We start from the raw sequence: 25462 nt of genomic DNA, 5'->3' as shown, positions 1-25462 counted from the left end.
TGATGTATATGTTATGGGACAAGCCCGTGAAACAAAATTCGTTATGGCAGCTTGCGAAAAAACAGCAGCAGCACATATCCCTTCAAGACACATAGCAAGCCAAAGAGCAAGGCAGGCCAAACCAACCAGCCTGTGTTTGCCATGGCAGCCGCTGCCAGTGTCAATACCGCAAAGCCAAGCTTGAATGCTTCCCCCCAAAAGAAGGAAAGGGCGCCGGCGTTGCCACCACCCATCAAGCCTAGCAAAAGACGCAATGCAAACAATGCGTTAGGCACAAAATAAGCAGCCGCACCGATAAGTGCCGAGGCTGCTGCATATGCGCCGGAAATCCATGCCGACAGGCCAATGGCCAACAGGCCCATAAAAGCCTGGGCAAACAGTGTGCGCACAATTCCTTGCCCTGCCCGGCGAGCCATGCGGCTACGTTGCTCGGGCGTCAATACGACGGGTTCGGGAAATGGTGCTTTGTCCCCTGCTGCCTGCACCGTGGCTGTGGTGCCTGTTTGCTGATAAAACGGCTGATTCATAATAGGAAACTATCAGATAACGTTGTGTGGGTGGATGTACTGCAAAGGCCTTGGCCAATCCATCCGCGCAATATTATCGGCCCCTTTTAAAAAGCCGGTGTCGTCAAACCCATAAAGTATAGCGTCTTTTTTTTGTTGTAAGCAAATTCAGCCTTGCTTGTTTGATACTTAATGCAAGGCTGATATACGCAATCCCAATGGCATCAAGGGGTACGCTTATTTTGTAACATTGCAGCGCAGCAATTTTACAACACACCCCCTGATTTATCAGCGATTGGGAAACTTAGCGATGCTTGAACTCAGGCTTGCGCTTCTCGACAAAAGCACGCATCCCTTCTTTCTGATCGTCAGTGGCAAACAAGCCGTGGAAGTTGCGGCGTTCAAACAGCAAGCCCTCTTCCAGAGACGATTCAAAAGCGCGGTTCACGCACTCTTTGGCCATCAAGACCGACGGCAGCGACATGCTGGATATAACCGTTGCGGCATCAAGCGCTTCTTCCAACAATTTGTCGGCAGGCACCACGCGCGAGACCAGACCGGAACGCTCAGCCTCTTCGGCATTCATCATGCGTGCAGTTAGAATCAAATCCATGGCTTTGGCCTTGCCCACGGCCCGAGGCAGACGTTGCGTACCACCGAAACCGGGAATCACGCCCAGTTTGATTTCTGGTTGACCAAAACGGGCAGAGTCAGCCGCAATGATGAAGTCGCACAACATGGCCAATTCGCAGCCACCACCCAAAGCATAGCCAGCAACGGCAGCGATGATGGGTTTGCGGAAACGGCGCAGTTCTTCCCACTGGCCACCTAGATAGTCCTGGGAGCTGACATCGTGGTAGTTCCAGTCTTTCATGGCACCAATATCGGCACCGGCCGCAAACGCTTTTTCGTTACCGGTCAGCACGATACAACCGATTTCGTTGTCGGCATCGTATTTCTTTAACAGGGCATACAACTCGGCGATCAGCTCGTTATTGAGCGCATTCAAAGCCTTGGGCCGATTTAATGTCAATAAAGCAACACGACCATGCACCTCTGCTTTGACTAAGGGTTCGTTCATGCTGACTCCCAGAAAAATTAAATAGAATAGGGGAATGGAACCTACACCCGTACTTTACCGTGCCGAGCCGACAGATCTCGCCGGCCACCGCCTGACTGTCCAGATACAGATCACTTCTCCCCAAACCAATGGCCAGGTATTAAGCCTTCCGGCCTGGATTCCTGGCAGCTACCTGATCCGCGACTTCTCGCGTCAGATCGAAAGCATAGCCGCCTTCTGTGGCGAAAAACCGGTTTCCATCCACAAGCTGGATAATCACCGTTGGCAGTGCGAGCCCTGCAAGGGTCCCTTGAACGTGCAGTATCAGGTCTACGCCTGGGACCTGTCCGTGCGCGGCGCGCATATTGATCAGACCCATGCTTTCTTTAATGGCACCAGCGCCCTGCTGGCCGTTGAAGGTCAGACCGAACAGCCATGTCTACTGGAGCTGGTGCCCAACCAGGACATGGAAGATTGGCAGGTTTACACCAGCTTGCCCGAGGCCACTGGCATGCCCGGCGCGGCCGAACGTTATGGTTTTGGCCTGTATCGCGCCCGCAATTACGACGAGCTGATCGACCACCCCATTGAAATGGGTACCCCACAGGTCATCAGCTTCTTTGCGCACGGCGCCGAACACGAGCTGGTCTTTACCGGCGTCATTCCCAATCTGGATTTGCCTCGTATCGCCCGCGATGTAGAGAAAATCTGCACCGAACAAATCGGTTTTTTTGAGCCTGAAACCCGTCGCGCGCCCTTTCTGGACAGCAGCTCGCGCTACGTGTTCATGACCATGGTGACCGATGACGGTTACGGCGGTCTGGAGCATCGCGCCTCGACCGCCCTGATGGCTTCGCGCCGTGACCTCCCCACCCAGGGCCAGGACAAATCGATAAAAAGCGCGGGCTACCAAACCTTTTTGGGTTTGGTCAGCCATGAATACTTCCACACCTGGAACGTCAAGCGCATCAAGCCTGCCGCATTTTCGCCCTATGACTTGAGCCGCGAAAACCACACCCGATTGCTGTGGGTGTTTGAGGGCTTCACCTCTTACTACGACGATTTGATGCTGCTGCGTTCGGGCGTGCTGAGCGAACCAGACTACCTGAAGCTGCTGGCCAAAAACATCAACGCCGTCGAGCGTGGCCCTGGCCGCCTCAAACAGTCCGCCGCGCAAAGCTCTTTTGATGCATGGACACGCTATTACAAGCAGGACGAGAACTCCCCCAACGCACTGGTCAGCTATTACAGCAAGGGCGCCTTGATTGCACTGGGCCTGGACCTGTGCATCCGCAGCCATACCCGGCAAGCCAAGGGCCTGGATGATGTCATGCTGCTGATGTGGGAACGCTATGGCCGCGACTTCTATCAAGGCAAGCCACAAGGCATTCCTGAAGATGCCATGTCTGCCCTGATTCTGGAAGCCACCGGCTACGACGCCACAGACTTCATTGCCCGCTATGTTGAAGGTTGCGAGGACCTGCCCTTGAAACCCTGGCTGGCCGAACACGGCCTGAAGCTGGAATGGCAAGCCTCCTCCAAGCTGCCCAGCCTGAACGCCCGCTTGCGCCAAAGCGCGGGCCAATGCCAGTTGGCCACTGTGTTTACCGATGGTGCAGCGCACCAAGCCGGCCTGTCCGCCGGTGACACCCTGGTCGCCATTGACGGCTTACGTGTCAACGACACCGCCAGCCTGGAACGCCTTCTGGCCGCGTACGAGCCCGGCCAGACCGTTCAGGTCCACGCTTTCCGCCGCGATGAACTACACTGCTTCACACTGCAACTGGCACGCCCTGCATTGGACGAATGCGTCCTGAGCCGCCAGTCCTGATTGACTTCACAGGCCCGCCCCACCCGGCGGGCCTGCTCCTTTTTTTTGCCATGACGACACGCCGCATATTTATCAACAATCTGGTGGTGCAAGCCTCTATCGGCATGCTGGACCACGAGCTGGTTCACCGCCAGCCCCTGCATATTGACGCCGAATTCGACACCACCATTACGCAAGACGTAGAGGACAGCGATATTGGCACCGTGCTGGACTACCGCCAGTTGCGCGAGGCGCTGATTGAAGTCAGCACCACCGAACACACCAATCTGCTGGAAACGCTGGTGGAACGCCTGGCTGATCGCATCCAGAATGACTTCCCGACCGTGGAACGCGTTAAAATTCGGGCCAGCAAACCCGAGGCCTTTGCCGATTGTGATGCCGTTGGCATCGAGATCGAACGCCACCGCTAAAGCCCCCGCCCCGCTTCCAGCCGGGGCCTCGATGATACTTCTCTCCGCTTTCCCTTATGTCCCAAGACACCAGCCCCTTACCTTCTTCCGAAACCGATACGCCCGTCTTTGCCAGCAAGGCCGAACGCAAGCAGCGTGTTAACGACAACAAGCTGAGCAAACGCATCATGCGTGAAGTAGGCCGCGCGATCGGGGACTTCAACATGATCGAAGAAGGCGACAAGATCATGGTCTGCCTGTCCGGCGGCAAGGATTCCTACGGCCTGCTGGACGTGCTGATGACATTGCAAAAGCGCGCTCCCATCAAGTTCGACATCGTGGCCGTGAATCTGGACCAGAAGCAGCCCGGTTTTCCTGACCACATCCTGCCCGAGTATCTGGAAAAGCTGGGTGTGCCCTATCACATCGAAACCCAGGACACGTACTCAGTGGTCACTCGCGTCATTGCCGAAGGCAAGACCATGTGTTCTCTGTGCTCGCGCCTGCGCCGTGGGATTTTGTACCGTGTCGCCAAGGAGCTAGGCGCCACCAAGATCGCTCTGGGCCATCACCGGGACGACATTCTGGCTACCTTTTTTCTGAATCTGTTTTACGGTGGCCGTATGAAAGGCATGCCGCCCAAACTGATGTCGGATAACGGCGAACATATTGTGATCCGCCCTCTGGCTTATGTGCCCGAGAAAGACCTGATCGCCTACGCCAAGCTGAAAGAATTCCCCATCATTCCCTGTAACTTGTGCGGCTCACAAGAGAACCTGAAACGTCAGGAAATCAACCGCATGATTGCAGACTGGGACAAGAAATTCCCGCACCGCTCCTGGAACGTCTTTGGCGCCCTGACCCGCGTGGTGCCATCGCACCTGATGGATCCCAAGCTGCATAACTTTGCAGATCTGAAGGTGACAGGACAGGCCGATCCCGAAGGAGACAAGGGCTTTGACCAGGATTACTTCGACGATCACCTGCCTGAGAGCCTTTTGGCCACAGGCTTTGAAGAAGAAGCCGATGATGCCGCACCTACTGTGCGCCAGGATGCCTTCACTCCCGCCCAGCCAGCCGCTTCTGGCGAGCAGCAGATTGTGTTCATGAGCAAAAGGCGCTCCGGCCAATAAAGCGAGTGGTCGACGCTCCAACGCCGACAGTCCTCTGGGCCATGGAACGGATGGTCTGTGCCCAGAAAAAAACACCACTCAAAGCTGTAGAGCGGATCATCTTTTTCGATCGTGGCACCAAAAGCCCTCCAAACCTTAGCGCCTGCAGATCAGAGATCGCCACTGCTTGGACTGCTTGGACTGCTTGGACTGCTTGGACTGCTTGGACTGCTTGGACTGCTTGGACTGCTTGGACTGCTTGGACTGCTTGGACTGCTTGGACTGCAACTTAGCGTAGCGCTTACCGCCAGCAAACACACCAACGACGGACAACAAAAAGCCCCGATATAAACCTTCAAAACCTGGATTTAATGCCAGATGCCAATGGTTTATATCGGGGCTTTTATACCCACTGAACGGCTATCCAGCCTTAGTTCGGCGTTTGCGAACCATCCCAGCGTTCACCGGGCACCTGAATATCAAACAGTTCCAGCACCCGCATCACCGTGTGATCGACAATATCGTCGATACTTTTGGGACGCAGATAAAACGCGGGCATAGGCGGGAAAATAATCCCGCCCATTTCCGTGACGGCGGTCATATTGCGCAGATGCGCCAAATTGAATGGCGTTTCACGCACCATCATCACCAAACGGCGACGCTCTTTCAAAGTAACGTCTGCTGCCCGGGTAATCAGGTTATCGGACAGACCATGTGCCACAGCAGCCAGAGTGCGCATCGAACAGGGCACAATCACCATGCCAGCAGTCGGAAAACTGCCACTGGCCAGGGTTGCTCCCACATCACGAAAGCTATGCACCTGATCGGCCAGAGCCTGGATCCCATGCCTGTCGATATCCAGCTCATACTTGATGTTCAACACCCCGGAGGGCGAGATCACCAAATGGGTTTCCACATCCGGACAGGACTGCAGCACCTGCAGCAAACGCACGGTGTAGACTGCCCCGGTGGCCCCGGTCATGCCAATGACCAGGCGTCGCTTGGTGCTCACTCCAGAGCCCCAGCCTCACGCAGCATGGTTTCCAATTCGCCGTTTTCGTACATTTCAGACACAATGTCCGAACCGCCGACGAATTCGCCCTTGATATACAGTTGAGGAATGGTGGGCCAGCTGGAGAAATCCTTGATGCCCTGACGCACTTCGGCGTCGTCCAGCACGTTGACCACAACCACTTGGCTCAGACCAACAGCGCGCAGGATCTGCACGGTACGGGCGGAGAAACCGCACTGAGGAGCTTGAGCTGTGCCCTTCATAAACAGCACAACAGGGTTTTCCGTGACGGTTTCGCGGATGAAATCTTGAACTTCACTCATGATGTTCTCTTAAGAAAAGAATTAACACTGTCCACCTGTGACCCGCCGGATTCCTGCCAGATCTTCATAACTGACGATCTGTTTGAACCCTGCCTGCCGCAGCATATTTTGCACATGGTCGGCCTGATCCCAGCCGTGCTCCATGAGAAGACTAGCACCGGGGCGTAGATACGGCCCGGCTCCCTGAACTATTGTACGCAAATCCGTCAAGCCGTCAGAGCCATCTGTCAGTGCCTGACGCGGCTCGAACCGCACATCGCCCTGCGCCAGATGTTCGTCATCCACTGCAATATATGGAGGGTTGGACACGATCAGGTCAAAAGGTTCCTGGCCTGTCACGGCATCGTACCAACTCCCCAGGCAAAACTCGACTTTCCCACACAAACGCTGAGCATTTAGGCCGGCCTGCGCCAAGACCAGCGTGCTGATGTCACTGGCGATCACCTGGGCATCGGGGCGTGCCAACGCCAAAGAAACAGCAATGGCACCGCTGCCACAGCCCATATCCAGAATGCGGGGGGCTTTGATGTGCTGCACGCGCTCCAAGGCACGCTCGACCAGGGTTTCCGTATCGGGGCGCGGAATCAGCACCGAAGGCGATACCAGAAACTCATGGCCCATGAATTCGCGGACACCGACGATATAAGCCATAGGCTCACCCGCCACTCGCCGGGCTTCCAGGGCTTGATAGCGTTGAATCTTGTCCAGTGGCAACTCGTCCGTGTCGTGCGCAATCAGCCAGGAACGGCCAACACCCAGCACCTGCATCCACAGCATGTCACGCTCCAGACGCGGCAAGGGGCTGAGCCGCTGCAAAGTTCGCAGAGTACGAGGGGAATCGGCAGGCGTGACCGTTTGAGGCACGGCCTGCTCACCGGATAGGCTCATGCTCACGCCTGCGCCAGATCAGCCAGCAAACCGGCCTGATGTTCGGACAGCAAAGCCTTGATCAGCTCGTCCAGATCGCCGTCCATGATGTAGCCCAACTTGTACAAGGTCAGGTTGATACGGTGATCCGTCATGCGGCCTTGCGGGAAGTTGTAGGTGCGAATGCGCTCGGAGCGGTCACCCGTACCGACCAGGCTCTTGCGCTCGGCAGCTTCCTTGTCGGATTGCTCACGCTGCTGCTTGTCTTTCAGACGCGCAGCCAGCACCTGCAAGGCTTTCTCACGGTTGCGGTGCTGAGAGCGATCATCCTGACACTCCACTACCAGCCCGGTAGGCAAGTGGGTCAGACGAACGGCAGAGTCCGTCTTGTTCACGTGCTGACCACCGGCACCACTGGCGCGGAAGGTGTCCACACGCAAATCAGCGGGGTTGATGGTGATCTCAGCCAAGCCTTCAGCCTCAGGCAACACGGCCACCGTACATGTAGAGGTGTGAATGCGGCCCTGGGCTTCGGTTTCCGGCACACGCTGCACACGGTGCGCGCCAGACTCGAATTTCAGGCGACCATAGACATCCTGGCCTTCAATACGCACGATGACTTCTTTGTAGCCACCCACCTCCGACTCGCTGGCAGACATGATTTCCGCACGCCAGCCACAGTTTTCGGCGTAACGCATGTACATGCGCAGCAAATCCCCGGCAAACAGGGCACTTTCATCACCACCGGCACCGGCACGGATCTCAATAAAGACGTTGCGGGTATCGTCCGGATCACGGGGCAACAAGAGGATTTGCAGCTCGTCTTCCAATTGAGCAATACGCTCTTTGCCCAGCTTGTATTCTTCCTCGCCCATTTCCTTCAATTCAGGGTCGGACATCATGTCCTGAGCAGCCTGCAAATCGCCCTCGGCCGCTTCATAGCTCTTGAAAGCCGTAACAACAGGGTCCAGCTCGGCACGCTCACGCGACAGTTTGCGAAACTCATCCATATTGCCGGCAATTTCTGGCTCGGCAAGCATGGCATCAACCTCATGCAGACGGCGAGACAATTGCTCAAGCCGACCGCGCATAGAGTCTTTCATAGGGAACAGCCTAAAGGGAAAATCAGAAGGTCTGGGCGCAGTTCAAAGCAAACGGGCTGCACCGCAGAAAAGTCGGTGAACAGACAGCAGCCCAGACGCTAACGTCGACGGGTAGTCGAGGGCAACAGGCGAGGCAACAGATCCAGCAACTGTGCGCGCTCCGCACCTTCGCTGCGCGTCAATTCGGCCATGGGGCCATGCATATACTTTTGAGTCAGGCCATGCGCCAGCATTTCAATGACCTCTGCCGGATCATCACCGCGAGCCAGCATACGACGCGCACGCTCCAACTCGTGTTGGCGTACTTTCTCGACCGACTGCTGCACATTCAAAATAGCGGGCACAATCGCCCGGGTGCCAAGCCAGTGCATATAGTGCTGCACCTGGGTGTCGATAATGGCTTCAGCCTGGACCACCGCAGCCTGACGGGCATCCGCACCGCGCTGTACAAAGCGGCCCAAATCATCGACGGTATACAGGTAGACGTCATCCAGACGGCCTACTTCGGTTTCAATATCGCGTGGCACGGCCAGATCGACCATGACCACAGGGCGGTGACGACGCGAACGCACGGCCCGCTCCACCATGCCCAGACCCAAAATGGGCAAAGTGCTGGCCGTACAGGACACCACCACATCAAAATCTGCCAGACGCTCGGGTACATCTGCCAGCTTCATGGTGCTGGCCATAAAGCGAGACGCCAGGTTTTCAGCACGTTCCTGAGTACGATTGGCGACCACGATGCTACAGGGGTTCACTGCCGCAAAGTGCGTGGCGCACAGCTCGATCATTTCGCCGGCACCAATAAACAGCACCTTGGCTTGGCCAAGATCACCAAACACGCGCTCAGCCAAACGAACTGCTGCCGCCGCCATGGACACCGAATGCGCACCAATCGCAGTTTGCGTACGCACTTCCTTGGCCACCGAGAAGGTACGCTGGAATAATTGATGCAGCAACGTACCCAGCGAGCCGGCCTCGTTGGCGGCTCGCACGGCATCTTTCATTTGACCCAGAATCTGGGGCTCGCCCAACACCATGGAATCCAGACCGCTAGCAACGCGAAACGCATGGCGCACGGCTTCATTCTGGTTGTAGCGATACAAATGAGGGGTCAGCTCGGCAGAGCGCAAGCTGTTGAAGTCCGCCATCCACTCGGGCAGACGTTCGGCCACATGAGGCTCGGCCGCACAGTAGATCTCGGTGCGATTACAGGTAGACAGGATGGCTGCTTCACGTACACCTGTGCCAAAAGTGGCACGCAAGGTATCAAGCGCAGGCTTTAACACATCGATCGGAAACGAAACGCGCTCGCGCACGGCAACCGGCGCGGACACATGATTCAGACCGAAGGTTAGAACATCTACAGACATGAGCAGTACAGGCTATAGCCTTGAAAAGACCAAGACAGGCAGTTTTTGCAAACGCAAAACGCATGAAATTGAAGTGATTTTACGCCGCAAGCCGCAGTTTTGCCAAAAATGTTACTTGAATTGCCCTTTTGTGATTACAATTGCACTCCTTTATGCAGTCCTCTTTTCGCTGAAAAGGGCCTCCCCCTAGGGGTACGGCAAATTTGAAGTCGAAAAGATGCATAAAATTTTTGTTGTACTATGTGCACAAATAAAAAAACGTGGTATAGTTTTATTTTTACCGAGCAGTACACGTTGGCCTGGTAGCTCAGTCGGTAGAGCAGAGGATTGAAAATCCTTGTGTCGGTGGTTCGATTCCGCCCCAGGCCACCAAGAATTCAAACAAAAAGCCCAGTCAAACGACTGGGCTTTTTGTTTTTCCGGGGCCCGCCCTGAAGGCTCTACCTCTTAAACAAGAGGCGGGCACTCACCAGACACAGTGGATCACACCTTCAGTAATGCCCTTAGACTTGGTGAGGTGCCAAGCAGCCCTTCACTCGACCTGATGAACGCGATTGCGGCCATCCGCCTTGGCACGATACAAGGCCGCATCAGCTAGAGCCAGGGCTTCGTAAAGATCATTGCCATGTTCTGGGTAACAGGCCACCCCCAAAGACACGGTCACACTCCCAACTGTCTCAAATACCGTCTGCGCTACCGCACGGCGTAAACGCTCTGCAAATTGGCCCGCCGCTTCAAGACCTGTCTCTGGCAACACAACCACAAACTCTTCGCCTCCCAGGCGAGCCACGACGTCTTCCCGACGCGCTTGGGTCATAATCAACTCTGCAATCGCTTTAAGCACCTCGTCCCCAAGCGCATGGCCAAACCGATCATTGACCGCTTTGAAATGATCAACATCAATCATCACCACCGCTACGGACTGCTCGGCATCTGTCATTTCTTCCAAAGCGGCATCCAGACCGCGCCGATTCATCGTCCCAGTCAAGGGATCTGTTGCCCCCTGCTGGTACAGTTTGCGAATTCGACTGCCTATCGCAGAAAAGCTTTGCATCAAGCCCTGTCGAATCAGGGCAGCCTCAACATACCAACCCTTAACAAAGCGAATGCGTCGAAAATCAGCGTGATTATCCAGATTGGCCGCCGCAGTGGCCAACTGGCGCAATGGGCTGGCAATAAGCCCGGATAAATACCAAATTGCCAGCAGACTCAATGCAAATACTGGCAAAGCAAGCAAGAGTGTGCGCAACAACAGCTCACTCGTATTCGCGAACACACGCTCTGTGGGACGCTGTGCAATGACAAGCCAACCAGCGGCCGGAATCGCTGCCACACTGACCAGCTCCTGATCCGGATTGATCTCATCAGGCTCGGGCAAGGACTGTCTGCCGGTGATCTGTGGCTGTTCGGTCACTGTCGCCACGTCCTGGGCCGTAGTTCCTATCTGACTTTGCTCCGGATGATAAATAATCGTCTGCGAGCCATCAACGATGCGAAAGTAAGTTCCTTCCTCATAGCTCAATTTATCAAGCGACTCTTGCAATGCACTGCGGCTTTGCAAGTACATACCCCCACCAATAAACCCCGCGTAGGCTCCATCAGGTGCGAAAACCGGAATAGCAACCATCGTCATCCACCGCCCTTCCCCTCCCTGAAATGCGCTTGCAACCATTGGCTCTGGCACGGCCTTGCCCTGGAACAGTTCCGGCCACAAGGGCAATGCCACATTCCGAAATACAGCGCCTGGGCTGGCGGCCAGCACTGAGCCTGACACATCAACCAAGACAAGCGCATCGAACGCCTTGGTAACCTCCATCACTTGCTTGAACTCTTCCCGTATAACGGCTACATCGAGTTGTCCTGCCGTGATATCCAAAGCAGCGCTTTTCAGTACCGCAGCCGATGAGCGAAGAAAATCATCACTGGCGTGCGCCAGCCTTTCCGCATAAGCCTGATTGACTCGTACACTTTGCTCGAACAATAGCCCCTGCTGCACCCGATAAGCGGCATGCAAACTGCTAAACAAAACCAAAAAAACGAAAGACAGGCACAACCACAAGATCAGACTTCGCAAATTAACCGACCTGCGTAGTGTGAACATTCGTCTAAAGCGCGGGATTTTTATCATTGAGAATAGCGGCAGGGCGGTGGTGGATATCCATACTATTTTACGTAAGACCATCTGAAACATGCAGATTCCGACGTCAGTCCGCATTCACAAGTAACCCAGAACGCTTTACTCAGTGCCTAGCCCCGCTGATACTGCAAGCAGCGCCCCTTGTAAGGCAACTCCTTGCCCTCGGGCGTGAAGATAGGCCGGTCACGCAAACACACTTGCCGTACCAGCTCAAAGCCGTAGTGCTCCATTTCCTGAGTGAACTTATTGCGATGCCCCCGGTCCGGATCCACCAGCCAGACTTCGGCCTGCTCTTTCGCACGTTGATTGACCAGCTCTGCCAATTGAACGGGTGTATTGCCTTCATAAAGCAGGTCGCTACCCACGATCAGATCGTAACGCTGCTTGGCAGGTATCAGGCCCAAGGAAGCCAGCAAATCGGGGCAGGACTGCTCACCCCACTGCGCATGAACATACGGCAAATCGGACAAACCGTTCAACGCCTGATTCAGCTTCAAGAAATGCGGCACCATAGGATGACAATCGCTGGCGTGAATGTTTGCGCCACGTTTATGCATCATCAAACTGGTCAGACCCAAACCGCAGCCCAACTCCAGAATGCTTTCACCCTCCCGAACCGGACGGTTTTTCAGTTTGCGCGCCAGTTGAATGCTGGATGGCCATAGCAAACCGAACAAGGGCCAGACAGCCGAGCCTATCCCCAAAGATTGTGCGTGTCCCAACGGGTCGGCGTATTGCATGTGATCGGCCAAGGAACGAATACGTAACGATTCTCTGGACGAGATTCGTATATGCTGGATACGGGTTGTTAACTTGGCGGGCGTGGATGAGGTCGAGCCATATGAGTTTGACATAGACTCATAATCGTCCATATTCACGCAAAAAGCGAATTTTTAATTATTTTGTCGTCGTTTAAACTATAGATAGCCGAATTTAAACGAATTTCCGCTTAACGCCGCTGATAAGGACCACTATTGTTCAAAGACCTGATTAACGACCTCAACGACCATTCCATCGTGGAACCTGACATCTTTCTGGACGTCCCCTTCGTCCCCAGCGATGACCAAGTCATCGACACCCTGCTGCAACTGGCTCAGACCGGGCACAAGGACATCTTGTATGACCTGGGCTGTGGCGATGGGCGTATTGTCATTGCCGCCGCCAAAAAATACCGCTGCACCAGCATCGGCATAGAACTGGACCCGCTGCGCGTTGCCGACGCCATGGAGCATGCTGGCCATGCAGGTGTGGAGTATCTGGTGGACTTTGTGGAAGAGGATCTGTTTACCGCAGACTTCAGCCAGGCCACCATCGTGACCTTGTACTTGATGGACACTATCAACGCCATCCTGCGCCCGCGCTTATTGCAAGAGCTGCGGCCCGGTGCGCGCATTGTGTCGCACGCCTTTGATATGGGTGACTGGGAAGCCGATGAGATCCTGCATGTGGGCGGCATCAAAATCTACAAATGGATTGTGCCGGCACAGGTTGCGGGTGAATGGGAGTGGGAAGGTCTGGACGGGACGGACTACCGCTTGCAGCTCAAGCAGCGTTATCAAAATGTCAGCGGGAAAATCTGGATGAATGGCAAGCCCGCGCTGCTGACCGATCTTTATCTGTCCGGCGATTGTCTGGAACTAAGCGCACAGGCCGATGCGGCCTCCCCCGTCATCAGCTCCAACCTGTACTTTGACCATCAGGAACTGCTGTCCGTAGAAGAGGTACAAGAAGAAGCCTGATCCCGCAGACCCCCTGCCGATGGCTCGTCCACTGCCTGCGCAGGCACTCACAGATTACTGACAAAGAGAAACGTCTCTTAACGGCATATCGCGCTGACAATGCTAGGCTGTTCTAACCCTTGTTTATCAAGCAAAGGAATCAGCCTTATGCGTTTTTCTTCCCTCAAAGCGCGATGCGCAATGGCCTTGGCCACCGTCAGCGCCACCCTTGCCTTGTCGGCCCCGTCACTGGCGGACGTCATTATTCCCATGAACCTGGCTACCGAAAGCGGTGCTGGCGAGCAAATCGGCCAAGTCAGCGTTCGGCAGACTGAACACGGCCTGGTTTTCACGCCAGATCTGAAAAATCTCAAACCCGGTGTACATGGTTTCCATATACATGAGAACGCCAGCTGCGCGCCCAGCGAGAAAGACGGCAAGGTAACGCCTGCCGGGGCAGCCGGTGGCCATCTGGACCCTAACAAGACCGGCAAGCACGGTTTCCCATGGGGCAATGGACACCTGGGTGATTTGCCCGCCCTGTATGTCCAGGCCGACGGCAGTGCCAGCACTCCCGTTCTGGCTCCGCGCCTGAAGTCCCTGGATCAGATCAAGGGCCGAGCCCTGATGATCCACGAAGGCGGTGACAACCACTCCGATCACCCTGCACCACTGGGCGGCGGTGCCGGACGTTTTGCTTGCGGAGTGATCAAGTAAGCGCCTTCATCCCTTTAACTTTTTCAAGGAGAGACCATGAACGAAACGATTGAATCTTCCTTTGAACAACTGCAAGAGATGATCAAGGACATTCGCTTTGCGATGTTCGTTACCCATTCGGAGGGCGGCCAGCTTCATGCCTGGCCCATGACCACGCAACAGGCCAAGATGGGTTCAAGACAGGAGGACGTTGAGCACGACAAGCTCTGGTTCTTCATGGCCAGGTCCAGCAAGGTGGTTCACAATCTGGTGGTCAACCCTCATGTCAACGTCAGCTACGCCGACCCCAAAACTGACACCTATGTGTCGGTTTCGGGCATGGCCAGCGTTGTGGACTCCATGAATCAAAAGGAGCGCTTCTGGAACACGCTGGTCGAGGCCTGGTTTGAAGAAGGCATTACCGATCCGGATGTTGCTCTGGTCTGCGTACAGATAGACAGTGCCGAGTACTGGAGCGTGCGTGAAGGCAAGCTGGCCCAGGCAGGCAAGATGCTCAAAGCAACCCTGATGGGTGAGCAACTGACAGAAATGGGGGAGCACGGCAAAATCAGCCCTGCCACCCAACCAGATCGTTGAATGTAGCCTGCTTGTTCACTGAAACCTGATGCCCGGCCTTGCGCCGGGCTTTTGCTGGCAATCTGGGGGATGCAGGCGTTCCCCCTCGGTCAACGTCCTTCCAGAAGCCGGGCAATGCGCGTGTACAAAGGCCCGGTCAGCACCAGCACACATACCATGCGAGCAACTTGGAAAGAGGTCACCATAGGCGCGCCCAACTGCAGGACTTTGGCGGTGATGGCCATCTCTGCAATGCCGCCAGGGCTGACACCCAGCACCAAAGTCGGGTAGGCAATATCAGACAGCCGATACAGGCCGTAGGCAAAGCCAAATGCCAAGGCCAGGTTGATTATATTGCTGACGGCGGCAACGCCCAGATAACGGGGTGCCCGACGGAAAAAATCCGGGCCGAACTTATCACCCAAAGCCCAGCCAATGCACAACTGCCCCAGGTTGGAAATTTCTACCGGCAAGCCCGACAAAACAATATCCTTGTACGTCAGGATGGCCACCACCAGCAACGGCCCTAACACCCAGGGATTGGGCAGGCGCAACACTTGAAAGATAAACCCTGCGGCACTGCTCAAGAGCACCAAAAGAGCCAGACCGGGCAAGTTCAGAAAGTCGGGTCTGACCACCGCCCCGGCCTGCTCACCCGAAAAACCCAAGGCCTCGAATGCAAAGGGAATAATCACCACCACCATCAACACCCGCAGGCCATGTGCAGAGGCAACCAGATCCGGGCGTGCGCCGTAACGCTCCGCCAGCCCTGTCATCTCGCTGGCCCCCCCTACCGCGCTGGCAAACCAGGCCGTACGCAGGTCCGTACCGGCAAAGCGAGTCAACATGAAGGCACCCATACAGCACAAGATCAGCGCAAACACCATGCCCATCACAATGAACACGGCATTGCTGCCAATCAGGTGAACCATGGCGGGGGTGAAATAAAGCCCTAGAGAGGCCCCAATCACCCACTGCCCTGCGTTACGCGCCAGCGGCATGCAGGCGGCCGGACTACCGGCCATTTTTGTGGCCGCCGTCAGGATCAAGGCACCCAACATCCAGGGCAAGGGCATACTCAGCCAAGCAGCCACCCAGGCCCCTATCAAGGCCACGCCAAAACCTAGGGCAATTCGAAACCAGTTAGCCATAACAAACACGACAAGACCAGGCCGCAGCCTGGCTCTCCCTCCCAATATCCCCCACCCAACCGGTGGGGGCCACCTCATTATATTTTGTCGTGTCCTTGCTTGCGGGCCGTAATACGACGCAACACGATCGGACCTACGCTAACTAAAACAGCAGCGATCCACAAGCCAATGGAAATGTTGCTCTCGAACAGAATACCGATTTCGCCATTCGTAATAGAGAGCGCACGACGCAAATTCTGCTCCATCATATTGCCCAGAACCACGCCCAGCACCATGGGCGCCATAGGCACATTCATCTTACGCAGGAAATAGCCCAGGACACCGATACCGACGACCAACAGCAGATCAAACGTCGTGCCGTTGATGGCATAAACACCGATATAGCTAATCGCCAAAATACCCGGCACCAACAAGCGCGGAGGAATCGCCAGCATGGAAGCAAATACCCGCACCATAGGCACGTTCATCAGAAACAGCATGACGTTGGCGACCATCAAGGAGGCAATCAAGCCCCAGACAATCTGTGGCTGCGACTCAAACAGCGCTGGCCCCGGCGTGATGTTGTAAAGCGTCAAAGCCCCCATCATGACCGCTGTCGTGCCCGAGCCGGGCACACCCAGCGTCAACATGGGAATAAAGGAGCCGGTTGCCGCACTGTTATTGGCCGCTTCGGGCGCAGCCAGGCCTCGCAAATCGCCCTGCCCAAACATGGCATTGGGGTCCTTGCCTTCGATGTATTTTTTCTCGTTAGCATAGGTTACTGCTGAAGCCACACTGGCCCCGGCACCGGGCAAGATACCGATAAAAAAGCCCATCACGCCCCCGCGTATGGTGCTCCACCACGTCATGCGCAACTCTCGCCAATTAAAGAGCTTGCGTTTGCTTTTAGGCACCTCAATCGACACGCCACCCAGCAGGTTCTCCAGCATCTGCAGCATCTCGGCCACAGCAAACAAACCGATCACAACAACGACAAAATCAATACCGTCTGCCAGGTTCGGAATGTCAAAACTGTATCGGTACACCCCCGAGTTCGCATCCACCCCAATCGTAGAGATGAACAGGCCCACCATGGCTGCCAGGATACCTTTGACAGGCTCATCCCCCAACAAGCTGGTCAAGGCACAAAAGGCAAAGACCATCAGTACAAAATACTCGGCAGGACCGAATGCAACCGCCCAACCCGCCAGCATGGGGGCCAGCAGCACAATCCCGCAAATGGCAATCGTGGAACCGATAAAAGACGCAAAAGCGGACAAGGACAAGGCCACGCTGGCCATGCCTTTCCGTGCCAGCGGATAACCATCCAATGTCGTCATGACCGCGGCTGCTTCGCCCGGCACATTGATCAAGATGGATGTAATACGTCCACCGTATTCAGCACCCACGTACACGGCCGCCAATAGAATCAAGGCAGACTCGGGCGGCAATTTCATTGCAAACGCAATAGGCACCAGCATGGCGACACCGTTGATGGGCCCCAGCCCCGGCAAAACGCCCACAATGGTGCCAATAAAAGCACCAATAGCGGCCACCAGCAGATTCTGGGCAGAGAACGCAACACCAAAACCGACACTTAAATAGTCAAGAATAGAGCTCATAACCACTCTCCCAGGATGCCGTACGGCAGAACCACATCCAGGCCCAGGTCAAACAACAGAAACAAGCCCACGCCCATCGCCAGCCCGCCAATAAGGGCCTGCTTCCAGGAGCCGCCAAACAAACGCCCAACCAGTGTCGCCATAATCGTGGTGGCGACAATAAAGCCCAACCATTGAAAGAGCCAGGCATAGGCCGCCAGATACGCCACCATCATCAAAATGCGGCCGTTGGCACCCGGTGGATTGGCAGCCACTTGCCCACCGCCCTTGATCATCAAGCGCAAGCCACACAGGGCGATAATCAGCGCCAGCAGCAAGGGAAAGGCTTTGGGCCCGACGGGCTCATAGGAAAAAGGGGGCTCTAGGTCGTAGCCAAAGGCGGTGATCAAGGCGGCAAGCACCAACGCACCCACGCCTAACACGCGATCATTTAGCGTCATGATGGAATCTCCGGATTCACCCGCCATGGACGGCGGGGCAAAAGGCGGTGTTCCCGATCCAAAAGACTGGGGAACACCGTACAGATTTACTTCTTGATCAGGCCGAAGGAATCAGCCAACTCGCGATACTGAACCACGCGTTGTTTGACATAGGCGTCCAGTTCGGAACCGGTCATGTTGAACGAGAACAAACCTTGCTGTGTTTGCAAGCGGGTAAATTCAGGCGTTTTCATCAGACGATCAAAGGCCTGAACCCACCATTGATACTGCTCGTCAGAGACTTTGGGACCAACGTAAAAACCGCGAATAATCGGCCATTCAATATCAAAGCCTTGCTCTTTGGCAGTAGGAACATCAGCCAAGGCACCGTCCAGTCGCTTGTCATTGAACACAGCCAATACGCGGATGGGAGCCCCCCCTTCCAACATCGTGTGTGCCTCGGCAGCGTCACCCATATAGGCCTGAACGTGACCACCTCGCAACGCTGTGATGGCTTCGCCACCGCCTTCAAACGCTACAAAACGCATTTTGCGAAAATCCACATCGGCGGCACGCGCTGTCAAGGCGGCTTTCATCCAATCCTGGCCGCCAACAGACCCGCCCGCCCCCAACACGATTTTGCTCGGGTCAGCCTTGAAGGCCTCCATCAAGGACTTCAGATCCTGATAGGGTGAGTCGTTACGTACGATAGCAACACCGTAATCACTACCTATCGATGCCAGCCAGCGCACATCTTCTACCGAATACTTGCCAAACTTGCCCTGCGCCAGATTAAGCAAGGAGCCGCCGGAGAAGGCTGCAATCGCATTGCCGTCGCCTGGGCGCTGCGCCACGATGTGGTTATACGCGACTGCTCCCACACCACCGGGCATGTAAACGGTGCGCATGGCATTTTCCAGCAACTTGGTTTCCAGAAAACCGTTGACGGCCACGCGGCAGGTCAAATCAAAGCCGCCACCGGGTTGGGCCGGAGCAATACACTCAGGTTTGGACGGTTGCTGGGCATGTACACCGCTCAAACTGCTCAGGCCCAAAATGCTGCTCGCAAGCAGCACCCGTAGTTTCGTGTGAATAGTCATTGGATCGCCTCCTGGATGATCGTCGTCGTTGTAATGGTTGCGACCTTACCGGAGCGAAGCTTTCGCCTAGCTTTCAATTACCCTGAAAACCGCCAATCTCAAGGGTATACCCTAGATTAAAAGATCAATGCTTGAGCGTCTCAAACTCCAAACGCACGATCAAGCCGCGCTGCTGTGGCCCAGCCTGCAAGCTCATGCGAGCACCATGAATTTGAGCGATGGCCTGCACAATCGCCAAACCCAGCCCCGAACCCTGCAAAGCCTTGCCCGCCTCTCCCCGCCGAAAGCGATGGCCCGCCTTGGCCATATCGTCTGCACTCATGCCCGGGCCGTCATCCTCCACTTGCAGATAACACATTCCGCCCTCTTGCCTGACAGACACGGTAATGCGAGCACCCCGTGGGCAGTACTTGATGGCATTGCTGACGATATTGCTCAAGGCCTGCTGCAACAGCCAAGCCTCTCCCGCCACTCGCACCGGCTTTGAAGGGACATCCAGCCCCAGATCCTGACGACGCGATCGAGCCAGGCTCCACAGCTCATCAACCACCAACCCGGCCTGCTGACACAGATCCACTGTTCCCAGGGCAGCACGGCTGCGCAACTGATCAGCCGCATCGCGCACCCGCGACAGGGCCACCATTTGATGCGTCATCTGGGCCGTATTATTCAAACGCGACTGAATCGCCTCCAGCACCTCTTTCATTTCTTCTGTCTTGGCCAGGGTCAGGGCAAAATCCACCTGAGTCAGCAAAACGGCCAAAGGCGTTTTCAACTGGTGAGAAGCATCATCCAGAAATTGCTGCTGCTCGCGTGACTTACGCGCATAGCGATCCATATGCAAATTAATGGTCTGCACCAAGGGACGCACTTCTCGGGGTAGGCTGGCCTCGCTGATGGGCTCCAGATTATCGGGAGAGCGATACCGTACCTCTGCGCTCAGCTTGCGCAAAGGGCGCAACGCCAGCAAGGTCCCCACCAAAATCAGCACAGTAAAAAGGCTGAGAACCGCCACATCCTGAATCAGATTCTGAATAATGACTTTACGGATGAACTCGTCACGCTCGCTCAAATTCTCGCCCGCCTGGATCAAGACACGACTGTCCTGATACGTCTGCAGCCGCCCATCCGACTCCAGCGCCACCGCCGCAATACGTAAAGGCTCTCCCAAATAGTGCGCGTCATAAAAAACAGGCTGATTGCTCACCAGCCTGCCCGGCGGCAAAGGCATGCCGGTAAACCCTATTTCCGACAAACCATCTTCGGTGGCCACCCGGAAATACACCTGACTGCTGATGGTGTATTCCATGAACTCCATCATGTAGTAGGACTGCTCCATGGCCAGCCCACCACTAATCGTCATCAAATTGGCCGACATGGATTTCAACGCCCCCGCCAAGGCCCGATCAAACGCCGCATTGACCTGATCTTTCAGTGTCATGCTGGAAATGAACAGGGACACTGCCGAAGTCAGCAAGGCCGCCGGAATCAGCATGACCAACAAAGTGCGACGCAGACTGCTCAAGGCCATAGAGGCTCCTGCAAAGACATGAACTTACGGTTCATCTTCGCTGACCGGCTCCAGGCAATAGCCTATGCCGCGCAAGGTAATGATGTGGACATCCGAGGCCTGCAGCTTTTTGCGCAAACGATGCACCAGCACCTCGATAGCCTCGATATTGATTTCATCTTCATCTTTCTCATTGAGCCGGTCCAAAATGAACTGCTTGTTCACAGGCTCACCACTACGCTGCACCAGAATGCGCAATACCTCGGCCTCACGCGGTGACACGGACAAGAGCGCACCGTCCAGCGTAAAACGCTGTGTGGACAAGTCATAGACCAGGCTGGCACACGCCATACGGGGCTTGTCCTTGCCACGGCTACGACGAATCAAGGCGTTGACGCGGGCCACCAGCTCTTCAATACGAAACGGCTTGGGCAGAAAATCGTCGGCACCACACTCCAGCGCTTCTACCCGCTCCTGCAAAGAATCACGCGCCGTGAGAATCAACACAGGAGTACGGTTATCCTCCGAGCGCAAGCGGGCCAGCAAGGTGCGCCCATCCATGCCCGGCAAACCCAAGTCCAGAACCAGCGCATCAAATTCCTCGACCTGCAGACGGTGATAGGCCACCATCCCGTCGTTGGACCACTCAACCGAAAACCCTTTCTTTTGCAAGCTGCGGGTCAGCCACAGGGCCAAGTCAGGCTCGTCTTCAATCAATAAAATTCGCATGGCGGATAGTAAAAAAGAAAACAGAACAGAAGCAATAGTACGCCGCTGGACCTTATTGACCGCGCTTTACGCGCTAATGGGTTCGGTCAGCTCCAGTACAAAACGACGTAACCAGCGACTTTGCTCATCGTGCTCTTTGTTGATATCCCAAATCATGGACACCACAAACGACGGGACACGCAACGGGACGGGAGAGACAGCCAGGCGGCTATTGCACTCGGCAAAAGAGCGGGCGGCGTAATCAGGCATGGTCAGCACCAAAGGGCTGCCAATAATCGCGTTGATCGCGCCGGAAAAATGAGTGAACGAGGCCTTGACCTTGCGCTGCAGACGCTCGGCATCAAATAGCTCATCCACAAAACCCCGCAAGCCATCAAAAGACACGCGTCCATGATGGGCATGCAGATACTCCTGCTTGCTAATAGGCGTCGAAAACTGGATGGACTCCTTATCGTATATGCAGATATATGAGGCAGGAAACAGCACTTGAGACTTGTGCATGGTGCTCAGGAATTTGGGGCTGGAACAGATCGCCAGATCCGCCCCATGCTCTTGCATGCTTTGCGGCCATAAATAGCTGTTGGTTTGATAGAAAGAAAAGCCGATCGTCCAGCCCTGCTCGTCAGCCATGCGAATCATGCGTTTGGCCAGCATATTTTCCAGATCGTCAGACAAGGCAATACGAAAAACCCGACTGGAGCGTCGTGGATCAAACTCTTGATCGGAGGTGACCAGCGCCGAAATGCTTTTCAAGGCTTCGGATATCTGCGGGGCAATCTCCAAGGCACGATGCGTAGGCGTCATTCCGTGCGAGCCACGCGTGAACAACTCGTCGTTAAAGACCACCCGCAACTTGCGCAAGGACGCACTGACCGCACCCTGGGTCAGAAACAAGGCATTGGCGGCTTTGGTGACGCTGCGCTCGTTCATCAAGCACTGAAACACCAGCAGCAGGTTCAAATCCACGCGCCTGATATTAGCAATATTAATTGAAGCCATTTTTCTAATTAGTTTGAATAATTATTTGGCTTGATTAGACTAAAAATCACCCACAACCACAATAAGGGTCAGGTATTTATCTGCCCCGCTCGAGGAGACCTCTATGGGCACTGCTACCATCGCCCCTTCACATGCCAATTCGCCCCCTCCAGGCCAGCCGGCCCTAAGTCGAAAACAAGTGCTTGCCGTGGGTATCGGCAACTTTATGGAATGGTTTGATTTCGCAATTTACGGCTACTTTGCAGCCGTTATCGGCAGCATTTACTTTCCCTCTGACGCCACGGGCGTTTCCCTCTTGTCGTCCTTGGCCGTGTTCGCGGTGGGCTTTGTCTCGCGTCCCTTTGGCGCCCTGATTCTGGGGCCCATTGGCGACCGCTTTGGCCGCAAGACCGTGCTGATGATTACCGTTTTTGGCATGGGCGTCTTTACCACCTTGATTGGTCTGCTGCCCGGCTATGCCACCATCGGCATTGCCGCTCCCATCCTGTTAGTCATTCTGCGCTTTCTACAAGGGATGATGGTGGGCGGTGAGTGGTCGGCCGCCGGTATTTTCCTGGTGGAAAGCGCCCCCGCCAATCGTCGCGCCAGCGCCGCCAGCGTGGTGACCTTCACGGCCGGTATCGCCTTTCTGGTGGGGACTGCCACGGCCGCCGCCATCAACGCCAATCTGAGCCAAGAGCAGGTTTACAACTGGGGCTGGCGTGTACCTTTCGTGTTGTCCATTGTGATGACCTTCATTGCGGTGTTTATTCGTCGCAAACTGAACGACACCCCCATCTACCACGAGCTGCAGGAAAAGAAAGCCAACAACACCCTGGAGCGCGTCTCGCCCAAGGACAAGTTCAACGCCTTTGTACTGTCCTTTGCTTTCTCCGCGCTGTTTCTGGTGTCGCTGTACTACTTCATCACCTACGCCAATAACCACCTGGTTTCCGTTCTGGGCATGGGCAAGACAAACGCTCTGTGGCTATGTAGCGCCGCGTTGGTGGTGTATTGCATTTTGCACCCGCTGGTTGGCCGTTTCTCGGACCACTACGGTCGTCGCAAACTGGCCTTGTTCGCCGCCGCTGGCCTGACCATCATGGCCTACCCGATTTTTCTCATGATGAATACCGGCAAACCGGCTCTGATCCTGTTGAGCCTGACTATCCTGGCTTTTCTAGTCGCCATTTCCGCCGTCATGAACGTGGTGCTGCTGGTAGAGGTATTCCCGGCCTCGATCCGCTCCACCGGCGCTGCCCTGGGTCACAACGTCTCGTCGGCACTGCTGGCCGGCCCAGGCCCCTTCATTGCCGCTGCCCTGATCCAGTACACCGGTAACCCGAACGTACCGGCCTGGTACCTGGCTGCCGTATCCCTGGTGTGCTTCCTGATCCTGTATACCCGCCTGCCCGAAACCAAAAACGTGGACTTGTCCGCAGGCTGACTTTTAAAGGAGAGCTAGTTATGAGCAAAGTTGCTGTTATACAAGCGGCGTCCATCCCGTTTGACTCTGCCAGCAGTGTCGAAAAAGCCGCTGCCATCTTGCAGCGCGTGGCTGCCAACGGCGCCACCCTGGCTGTCTTTCCTGAAGCCTTTCTGGGGGGATACCCCAAAGGCATCAGCTTTGGCAGCGTCATCGGCAACCGTCGTCCCGAGGGCCGGGCCCTCTACCAGATGTATGTAGAAGGCGCCGTCACCCTGGGCGGCCCTGAGCTGGAAGCACTGGCCGATGCCGTCACTCAAACCGGTGTGTACACCGTGATGGGTGTGATCGAAAAAATGGGCCGTACCCTGTACTGCACCGCGCTGACACTGGCTCCCGGCCAAGGCGTGGTGGGTATCCACCGCAAACTGATGCCGACAGGCCAGGAGCGTCTGGTCTGGGGCTTTGGCGATGGCTCCACCCTGGGTACCGTCGATACTCCCATGGGTCGCATCGGCAAGGTGATCTGCTGGGAAAACTACATGCCGGCCCTGCGTCAGACCATGTATGCCCAAGGCACCGAGCTGTACTGCACTCCCACGGCAGACGACCGTCCCACCTGGGCCTCATCCATGATTCACATCGCCGTTGAAGGCCGTGTATTTGTGCTGTCCGCCTGCCAGGCTATCCGCCTGAACAACTACCCCGAATCCTTCCAGAAAGAGTTTGCTCTACCCGGCGAATTTGCGCCAGACAGCTACGTCATGCACGGCGGCAGCATGATCGTCAGCCCCACCGGCGAAGTGCTGGCCGGCCCGGTGTTTGACGAAGAAACCGAACTGTACGCCGAGCTGGATATGGACCTACTCAAACAGGCCAATCTGGACTTTGACGTCTACGGCCACTACTCGCGCCCTGACATCTTCTCCCTGCATGTCGACACCCGCGCCAAACAGGTTGTGAAACTGCAAACCGAAGACTCGGGCGAATAAAACCACTGCATCTCGCCCCTCAAAAAAACCGGCCCCATCGCGCTTTTGACGTGATGGGGCCAGACCTGCTTCAGAGCCAAGTACAGCCTGCTCTCTGTGCCTGCTCTTTCCTGTGACAGCTTTCTTCTTTATCCCGTTGGCTCTAGCTCAAGGCCAACGGGTCCAGCACGGGCTGATACGTAGACACCTGCAACTGCGTCTCGTCCAGACCCATTCCCTGCGCCAGAAGAGCCAACATAGCCTGGCTCAACGGAACAAGACCTTTCTCGATCACGTTATATTCCGCCACACTGATCCCCAGCCGGCCGGCCAGGCGTTCGCGCTTGATCTCCAGATACTCGCGCCAGGCTCGAATCAAAGTCCAGCGATGCGTGCGCATATCCTTGAGCACCGCATACGGAATCCCTTTATCCGAACGCACAAAACGCGGTGCGACCACCAGCTTGCGCACACACTCGTCTTTCATGGCATCGCGTGTCAACAGATGGGCATACAACACCGCCTGCTCGGGCAATGTGCGAGGATCGGTATCTTCAGTGGTCAATAAATACGTGTTCATCATGGCTGACAAATCTAGGGATGTAAGGTGACGGTGAACCATGAACTTACCGGCTCGCTCCACCCTGATCTGTCAGATAATTCTGAAAGTGCCCCCTGCCCGCCCTCCCGACTGATCCTGATCAAAAAAATACGCCCACACAAACCATAAAAAATGCCCCTGAACACGTTCAGAGGCACTCGTCCAAAACACAGCACGGCGCATATCAACAACAACAACAACAGCAACAACCAAACCACACGACACCACGTCTAGATACATGAAGGCCTAGGGCCACCCAAGCACAGCGCCATA

At 55.6% G+C, this 25462-nt stretch carries 26 protein-coding genes and 1 tRNA gene; 9 read left to right on the top strand and 18 right to left on the bottom strand.

What is annotated here, in order from left to right; genetic code table 11:
- Nucleotides 1-41 precede the first annotated feature (41 nt).
- Nucleotides 42-527, bottom strand: coding sequence for an ATP synthase subunit I (locus tag CA948_RS15285; RefSeq protein WP_230019341.1), 486 nt, complete (start codon nucleotides 525-527; stop codon nucleotides 42-44).
- 283 nt (nucleotides 528-810) lie between these two features.
- Entirely contained in the window at nucleotides 811-1587 is a 777-nt protein-coding gene (locus CA948_RS15280; protein ID WP_094197904.1) for an enoyl-CoA hydratase, read from the bottom strand.
- Nucleotides 1588-1621: 34 nt separating this feature from the next.
- On the opposite strand from CA948_RS15280, the gene CA948_RS15275 reads away from it, so the two are divergent.
- From CA948_RS15275 to ttcA, 3 genes are read left to right on the top strand one after another with little or no spacing between them, the layout of a single operon-like run.
- Complete coding sequence (locus CA948_RS15275; RefSeq protein WP_108728447.1) at nucleotides 1622-3397, top strand: M61 family metallopeptidase; 1776 nt, start codon at nucleotides 1622-1624, stop codon at nucleotides 3395-3397.
- A 50-nt stretch (nucleotides 3398-3447) separates the two neighbouring features.
- Nucleotides 3448-3807, top strand: coding sequence for a dihydroneopterin aldolase (gene folB / locus CA948_RS15270; RefSeq protein ID WP_094197906.1), 360 nt, complete (start codon nucleotides 3448-3450; stop codon nucleotides 3805-3807).
- A 56-nt stretch (nucleotides 3808-3863) separates the two neighbouring features.
- Nucleotides 3864-4919 carry a tRNA 2-thiocytidine(32) synthetase TtcA gene (ttcA, locus tag CA948_RS15265; RefSeq protein ID WP_094197907.1) on the top strand — a complete coding sequence of 352 codons (1056 nt, stop codon included), beginning with the start codon at nucleotides 3864-3866 and terminating at the stop codon, nucleotides 4917-4919.
- Nucleotides 4920-5054: 135 nt separating this feature from the next.
- Here ttcA and CA948_RS15260 read toward each other — a convergent pair whose 3' ends face one another.
- The 6 genes from CA948_RS15260 to hemA all read right to left on the bottom strand — a co-directional run bounded on the left by CA948_RS15260 (nucleotide 5055) and on the right by hemA (nucleotide 9576).
- Nucleotides 5055-5234, bottom strand: coding sequence for a hypothetical protein (locus CA948_RS15260; protein WP_159086143.1), 180 nt, complete (start codon nucleotides 5232-5234; stop codon nucleotides 5055-5057).
- Between the two features lie 94 nt (nucleotides 5235-5328).
- Nucleotides 5329-5880: a UbiX family flavin prenyltransferase gene (locus tag CA948_RS15255; RefSeq protein WP_123051697.1), complete on the bottom strand. Its 552-nt coding sequence runs from the start codon at nucleotides 5878-5880 to the stop codon at nucleotides 5329-5331.
- 26 nt (nucleotides 5881-5906) lie between these two features.
- Nucleotides 5907-6233: a Grx4 family monothiol glutaredoxin gene (grxD, locus tag CA948_RS15250; RefSeq protein WP_094197909.1), complete on the bottom strand. Its 327-nt coding sequence runs from the start codon at nucleotides 6231-6233 to the stop codon at nucleotides 5907-5909.
- A gap of 21 nt (nucleotides 6234-6254) precedes the next feature.
- Nucleotides 6255-7121, bottom strand: coding sequence for a peptide chain release factor N(5)-glutamine methyltransferase (gene prmC / locus CA948_RS15245; RefSeq protein ID WP_108728446.1), 867 nt, complete (start codon nucleotides 7119-7121; stop codon nucleotides 6255-6257).
- A gap of 2 nt (nucleotides 7122-7123) precedes the next feature.
- Complete coding sequence (gene prfA, locus CA948_RS15240; protein ID WP_094197911.1) at nucleotides 7124-8203, bottom strand: peptide chain release factor 1; 1080 nt, start codon at nucleotides 8201-8203, stop codon at nucleotides 7124-7126.
- Between the two features lie 98 nt (nucleotides 8204-8301).
- Complete coding sequence (hemA, locus tag CA948_RS15235; RefSeq protein ID WP_094197912.1) at nucleotides 8302-9576, bottom strand: glutamyl-tRNA reductase; 1275 nt, start codon at nucleotides 9574-9576, stop codon at nucleotides 8302-8304.
- Between the two features lie 296 nt (nucleotides 9577-9872).
- Between hemA and CA948_RS15230 the strand changes: the two genes are divergently transcribed.
- Nucleotides 9873-9948, top strand: a tRNA-Phe gene (locus CA948_RS15230).
- A 160-nt stretch (nucleotides 9949-10108) separates the two neighbouring features.
- Here CA948_RS15230 and CA948_RS15225 read toward each other — a convergent pair.
- Both CA948_RS15225 and CA948_RS15220 read right to left on the bottom strand, forming a co-directional pair.
- Nucleotides 10109-11557 carry a sensor domain-containing diguanylate cyclase gene (locus CA948_RS15225; protein ID WP_159086142.1) on the bottom strand — a complete coding sequence of 483 codons (1449 nt, stop codon included), beginning with the start codon at nucleotides 11555-11557 and terminating at the stop codon, nucleotides 10109-10111.
- A 266-nt stretch (nucleotides 11558-11823) separates the two neighbouring features.
- Nucleotides 11824-12567 carry a class I SAM-dependent methyltransferase gene (locus tag CA948_RS15220; protein WP_094198447.1) on the bottom strand — a complete coding sequence of 248 codons (744 nt, stop codon included), beginning with the start codon at nucleotides 12565-12567 and terminating at the stop codon, nucleotides 11824-11826.
- Nucleotides 12568-12687: 120 nt separating this feature from the next.
- On the opposite strand from CA948_RS15220, the gene CA948_RS15215 reads away from it, so the two are divergent.
- From CA948_RS15215 to CA948_RS15205, 3 genes are all read left to right on the top strand, one after another.
- Nucleotides 12688-13452 carry a class I SAM-dependent methyltransferase gene (locus CA948_RS15215; RefSeq protein WP_108728444.1) on the top strand — a complete coding sequence of 255 codons (765 nt, stop codon included), beginning with the start codon at nucleotides 12688-12690 and terminating at the stop codon, nucleotides 13450-13452.
- A gap of 147 nt (nucleotides 13453-13599) precedes the next feature.
- The gene (gene sodC / locus CA948_RS15210) at nucleotides 13600-14148 is read left to right on the top strand and encodes a superoxide dismutase family protein (protein ID WP_108728443.1); all 549 of its coding nucleotides are present in this window, start codon (nucleotides 13600-13602) and stop codon (nucleotides 14146-14148) included.
- A 36-nt stretch (nucleotides 14149-14184) separates the two neighbouring features.
- A complete protein-coding gene (locus tag CA948_RS15205) occupies nucleotides 14185-14724 on the top strand; it encodes a pyridoxamine 5'-phosphate oxidase family protein (protein ID WP_094197919.1) in 540 nt (179 codons plus the stop codon).
- 89 nt (nucleotides 14725-14813) lie between these two features.
- On the opposite strand, the gene CA948_RS15200 is transcribed toward CA948_RS15205, so the two are convergent.
- From CA948_RS15200 to CA948_RS15170, 7 genes are all read right to left on the bottom strand, one after another.
- Nucleotides 14814-15854, bottom strand: a complete 1041-nt coding sequence (locus tag CA948_RS15200) for an AbrB family transcriptional regulator (protein ID WP_094197920.1) — start codon at nucleotides 15852-15854, stop codon at nucleotides 14814-14816.
- Nucleotides 15855-15931: 77 nt separating this feature from the next.
- Nucleotides 15932-17455, bottom strand: coding sequence for a tripartite tricarboxylate transporter permease (locus CA948_RS15195; protein ID WP_108728442.1), 1524 nt, complete (start codon nucleotides 17453-17455; stop codon nucleotides 15932-15934).
- Nucleotides 17452-17895: a tripartite tricarboxylate transporter TctB family protein gene (locus CA948_RS15190; protein ID WP_094197922.1), complete on the bottom strand. Its 444-nt coding sequence runs from the start codon at nucleotides 17893-17895 to the stop codon at nucleotides 17452-17454. Before CA948_RS15190 ends, CA948_RS15195 begins: the two co-directional genes overlap by 4 nt.
- Nucleotides 17896-17981: 86 nt before the next feature.
- On the bottom strand, nucleotides 17982-18974 hold the full coding sequence (locus tag CA948_RS15185) for a Bug family tripartite tricarboxylate transporter substrate binding protein (RefSeq protein ID WP_108728441.1): 993 nt from the start codon (nucleotides 18972-18974) through the stop codon (nucleotides 17982-17984).
- 124 nt (nucleotides 18975-19098) lie between these two features.
- On the bottom strand, nucleotides 19099-20505 hold the full coding sequence (locus tag CA948_RS15180; protein WP_094197924.1) for a sensor histidine kinase: 1407 nt from the start codon (nucleotides 20503-20505) through the stop codon (nucleotides 19099-19101).
- 24 nt (nucleotides 20506-20529) lie between these two features.
- Nucleotides 20530-21213 (bottom strand): response regulator, encoded by a 684-nt coding sequence (locus tag CA948_RS15175; RefSeq protein ID WP_108728440.1) that lies wholly within the window; start codon nucleotides 21211-21213, stop codon nucleotides 20530-20532.
- A gap of 66 nt (nucleotides 21214-21279) precedes the next feature.
- Entirely contained in the window at nucleotides 21280-22212 is a 933-nt protein-coding gene (locus tag CA948_RS15170; protein WP_094197926.1) for a LysR family transcriptional regulator, read from the bottom strand.
- A 103-nt stretch (nucleotides 22213-22315) separates the two neighbouring features.
- Between CA948_RS15170 and CA948_RS15165 the strand changes: the two genes are divergently transcribed.
- Together CA948_RS15165 and CA948_RS15160 are read left to right on the top strand one after the other, a co-directional pair.
- Nucleotides 22316-23638, top strand: a complete 1323-nt coding sequence (locus tag CA948_RS15165) for an MFS transporter (protein ID WP_238988609.1) — start codon at nucleotides 22316-22318, stop codon at nucleotides 23636-23638.
- A gap of 20 nt (nucleotides 23639-23658) precedes the next feature.
- A complete protein-coding gene (locus CA948_RS15160; RefSeq protein ID WP_108728439.1) occupies nucleotides 23659-24609 on the top strand; it encodes a carbon-nitrogen hydrolase family protein in 951 nt (316 codons plus the stop codon).
- A 142-nt stretch (nucleotides 24610-24751) separates the two neighbouring features.
- On the opposite strand, the gene CA948_RS15155 is transcribed toward CA948_RS15160, so the two are convergent.
- Nucleotides 24752-25171: a helix-turn-helix domain-containing protein gene (locus CA948_RS15155; protein ID WP_159086141.1), complete on the bottom strand. Its 420-nt coding sequence runs from the start codon at nucleotides 25169-25171 to the stop codon at nucleotides 24752-24754.
- Nucleotides 25172-25462: the final 291 nt, after the last annotated feature.

The sequence above is a fragment of the Alcaligenes aquatilis genome, assembly GCF_003076515.1.
Lineage (GTDB): Bacteria > Pseudomonadota > Gammaproteobacteria > Burkholderiales > Burkholderiaceae_B > Alcaligenes > Alcaligenes aquatilis.
This window is presented reverse-complemented; position numbering and strand designations above follow the sequence as displayed.

Coding starts and splice junctions, on each gene's coding strand:
- CA948_RS15285 (WP_230019341.1), bottom strand. CDS start 527: ATGAATCAGCCGTTTTATCAGCAAACAGGCACCACAGCCACGGTGCAG.
- CA948_RS15280 (WP_094197904.1), bottom strand. CDS start 1,587: ATGAACGAACCCTTAGTCAAAGCAGAGGTGCATGGTCGTGTTGCTTTA.
- CA948_RS15275 (WP_108728447.1), top strand. CDS start 1,622: ATGGAACCTACACCCGTACTTTACCGTGCCGAGCCGACAGATCTCGCC.
- folB (WP_094197906.1), top strand. CDS start 3,448: ATGACGACACGCCGCATATTTATCAACAATCTGGTGGTGCAAGCCTCT.
- ttcA (WP_094197907.1), top strand. CDS start 3,864: ATGTCCCAAGACACCAGCCCCTTACCTTCTTCCGAAACCGATACGCCC.
- CA948_RS15255 (WP_123051697.1), bottom strand. CDS start 5,880: ATGACCGGGGCCACCGGGGCAGTCTACACCGTGCGTTTGCTGCAGGTG.
- grxD (WP_094197909.1), bottom strand. CDS start 6,233: ATGAGTGAAGTTCAAGATTTCATCCGCGAAACCGTCACGGAAAACCCT.
- prmC (WP_108728446.1), bottom strand. CDS start 7,121: ATGAGCCTATCCGGTGAGCAGGCCGTGCCTCAAACGGTCACGCCTGCC.
- prfA (WP_094197911.1), bottom strand. CDS start 8,203: ATGAAAGACTCTATGCGCGGTCGGCTTGAGCAATTGTCTCGCCGTCTG.
- hemA (WP_094197912.1), bottom strand. CDS start 9,576: ATGTCTGTAGATGTTCTAACCTTCGGTCTGAATCATGTGTCCGCGCCG.
- CA948_RS15220 (WP_094198447.1), bottom strand. CDS start 12,567: ATGTCAAACTCATATGGCTCGACCTCATCCACGCCCGCCAAGTTAACA.
- sodC (WP_108728443.1), top strand. CDS start 13,600: ATGCGTTTTTCTTCCCTCAAAGCGCGATGCGCAATGGCCTTGGCCACC.
- CA948_RS15205 (WP_094197919.1), top strand. CDS start 14,185: ATGAACGAAACGATTGAATCTTCCTTTGAACAACTGCAAGAGATGATC.
- CA948_RS15200 (WP_094197920.1), bottom strand. CDS start 15,854: ATGGCTAACTGGTTTCGAATTGCCCTAGGTTTTGGCGTGGCCTTGATA.
- CA948_RS15195 (WP_108728442.1), bottom strand. CDS start 17,455: ATGAGCTCTATTCTTGACTATTTAAGTGTCGGTTTTGGTGTTGCGTTC.
- CA948_RS15190 (WP_094197922.1), bottom strand. CDS start 17,895: ATGACGCTAAATGATCGCGTGTTAGGCGTGGGTGCGTTGGTGCTTGCC.
- CA948_RS15185 (WP_108728441.1), bottom strand. CDS start 18,974: ATGACTATTCACACGAAACTACGGGTGCTGCTTGCGAGCAGCATTTTG.
- CA948_RS15180 (WP_094197924.1), bottom strand. CDS start 20,505: ATGGCCTTGAGCAGTCTGCGTCGCACTTTGTTGGTCATGCTGATTCCG.
- CA948_RS15175 (WP_108728440.1), bottom strand. CDS start 21,213: ATGCGAATTTTATTGATTGAAGACGAGCCTGACTTGGCCCTGTGGCTG.
- CA948_RS15170 (WP_094197926.1), bottom strand. CDS start 22,212: ATGGCTTCAATTAATATTGCTAATATCAGGCGCGTGGATTTGAACCTG.
- CA948_RS15165 (WP_238988609.1), top strand. CDS start 22,316: ATGGGCACTGCTACCATCGCCCCTTCACATGCCAATTCGCCCCCTCCA.
- CA948_RS15160 (WP_108728439.1), top strand. CDS start 23,659: ATGAGCAAAGTTGCTGTTATACAAGCGGCGTCCATCCCGTTTGACTCT.
- CA948_RS15155 (WP_159086141.1), bottom strand. CDS start 25,171: ATGATGAACACGTATTTATTGACCACTGAAGATACCGATCCTCGCACA.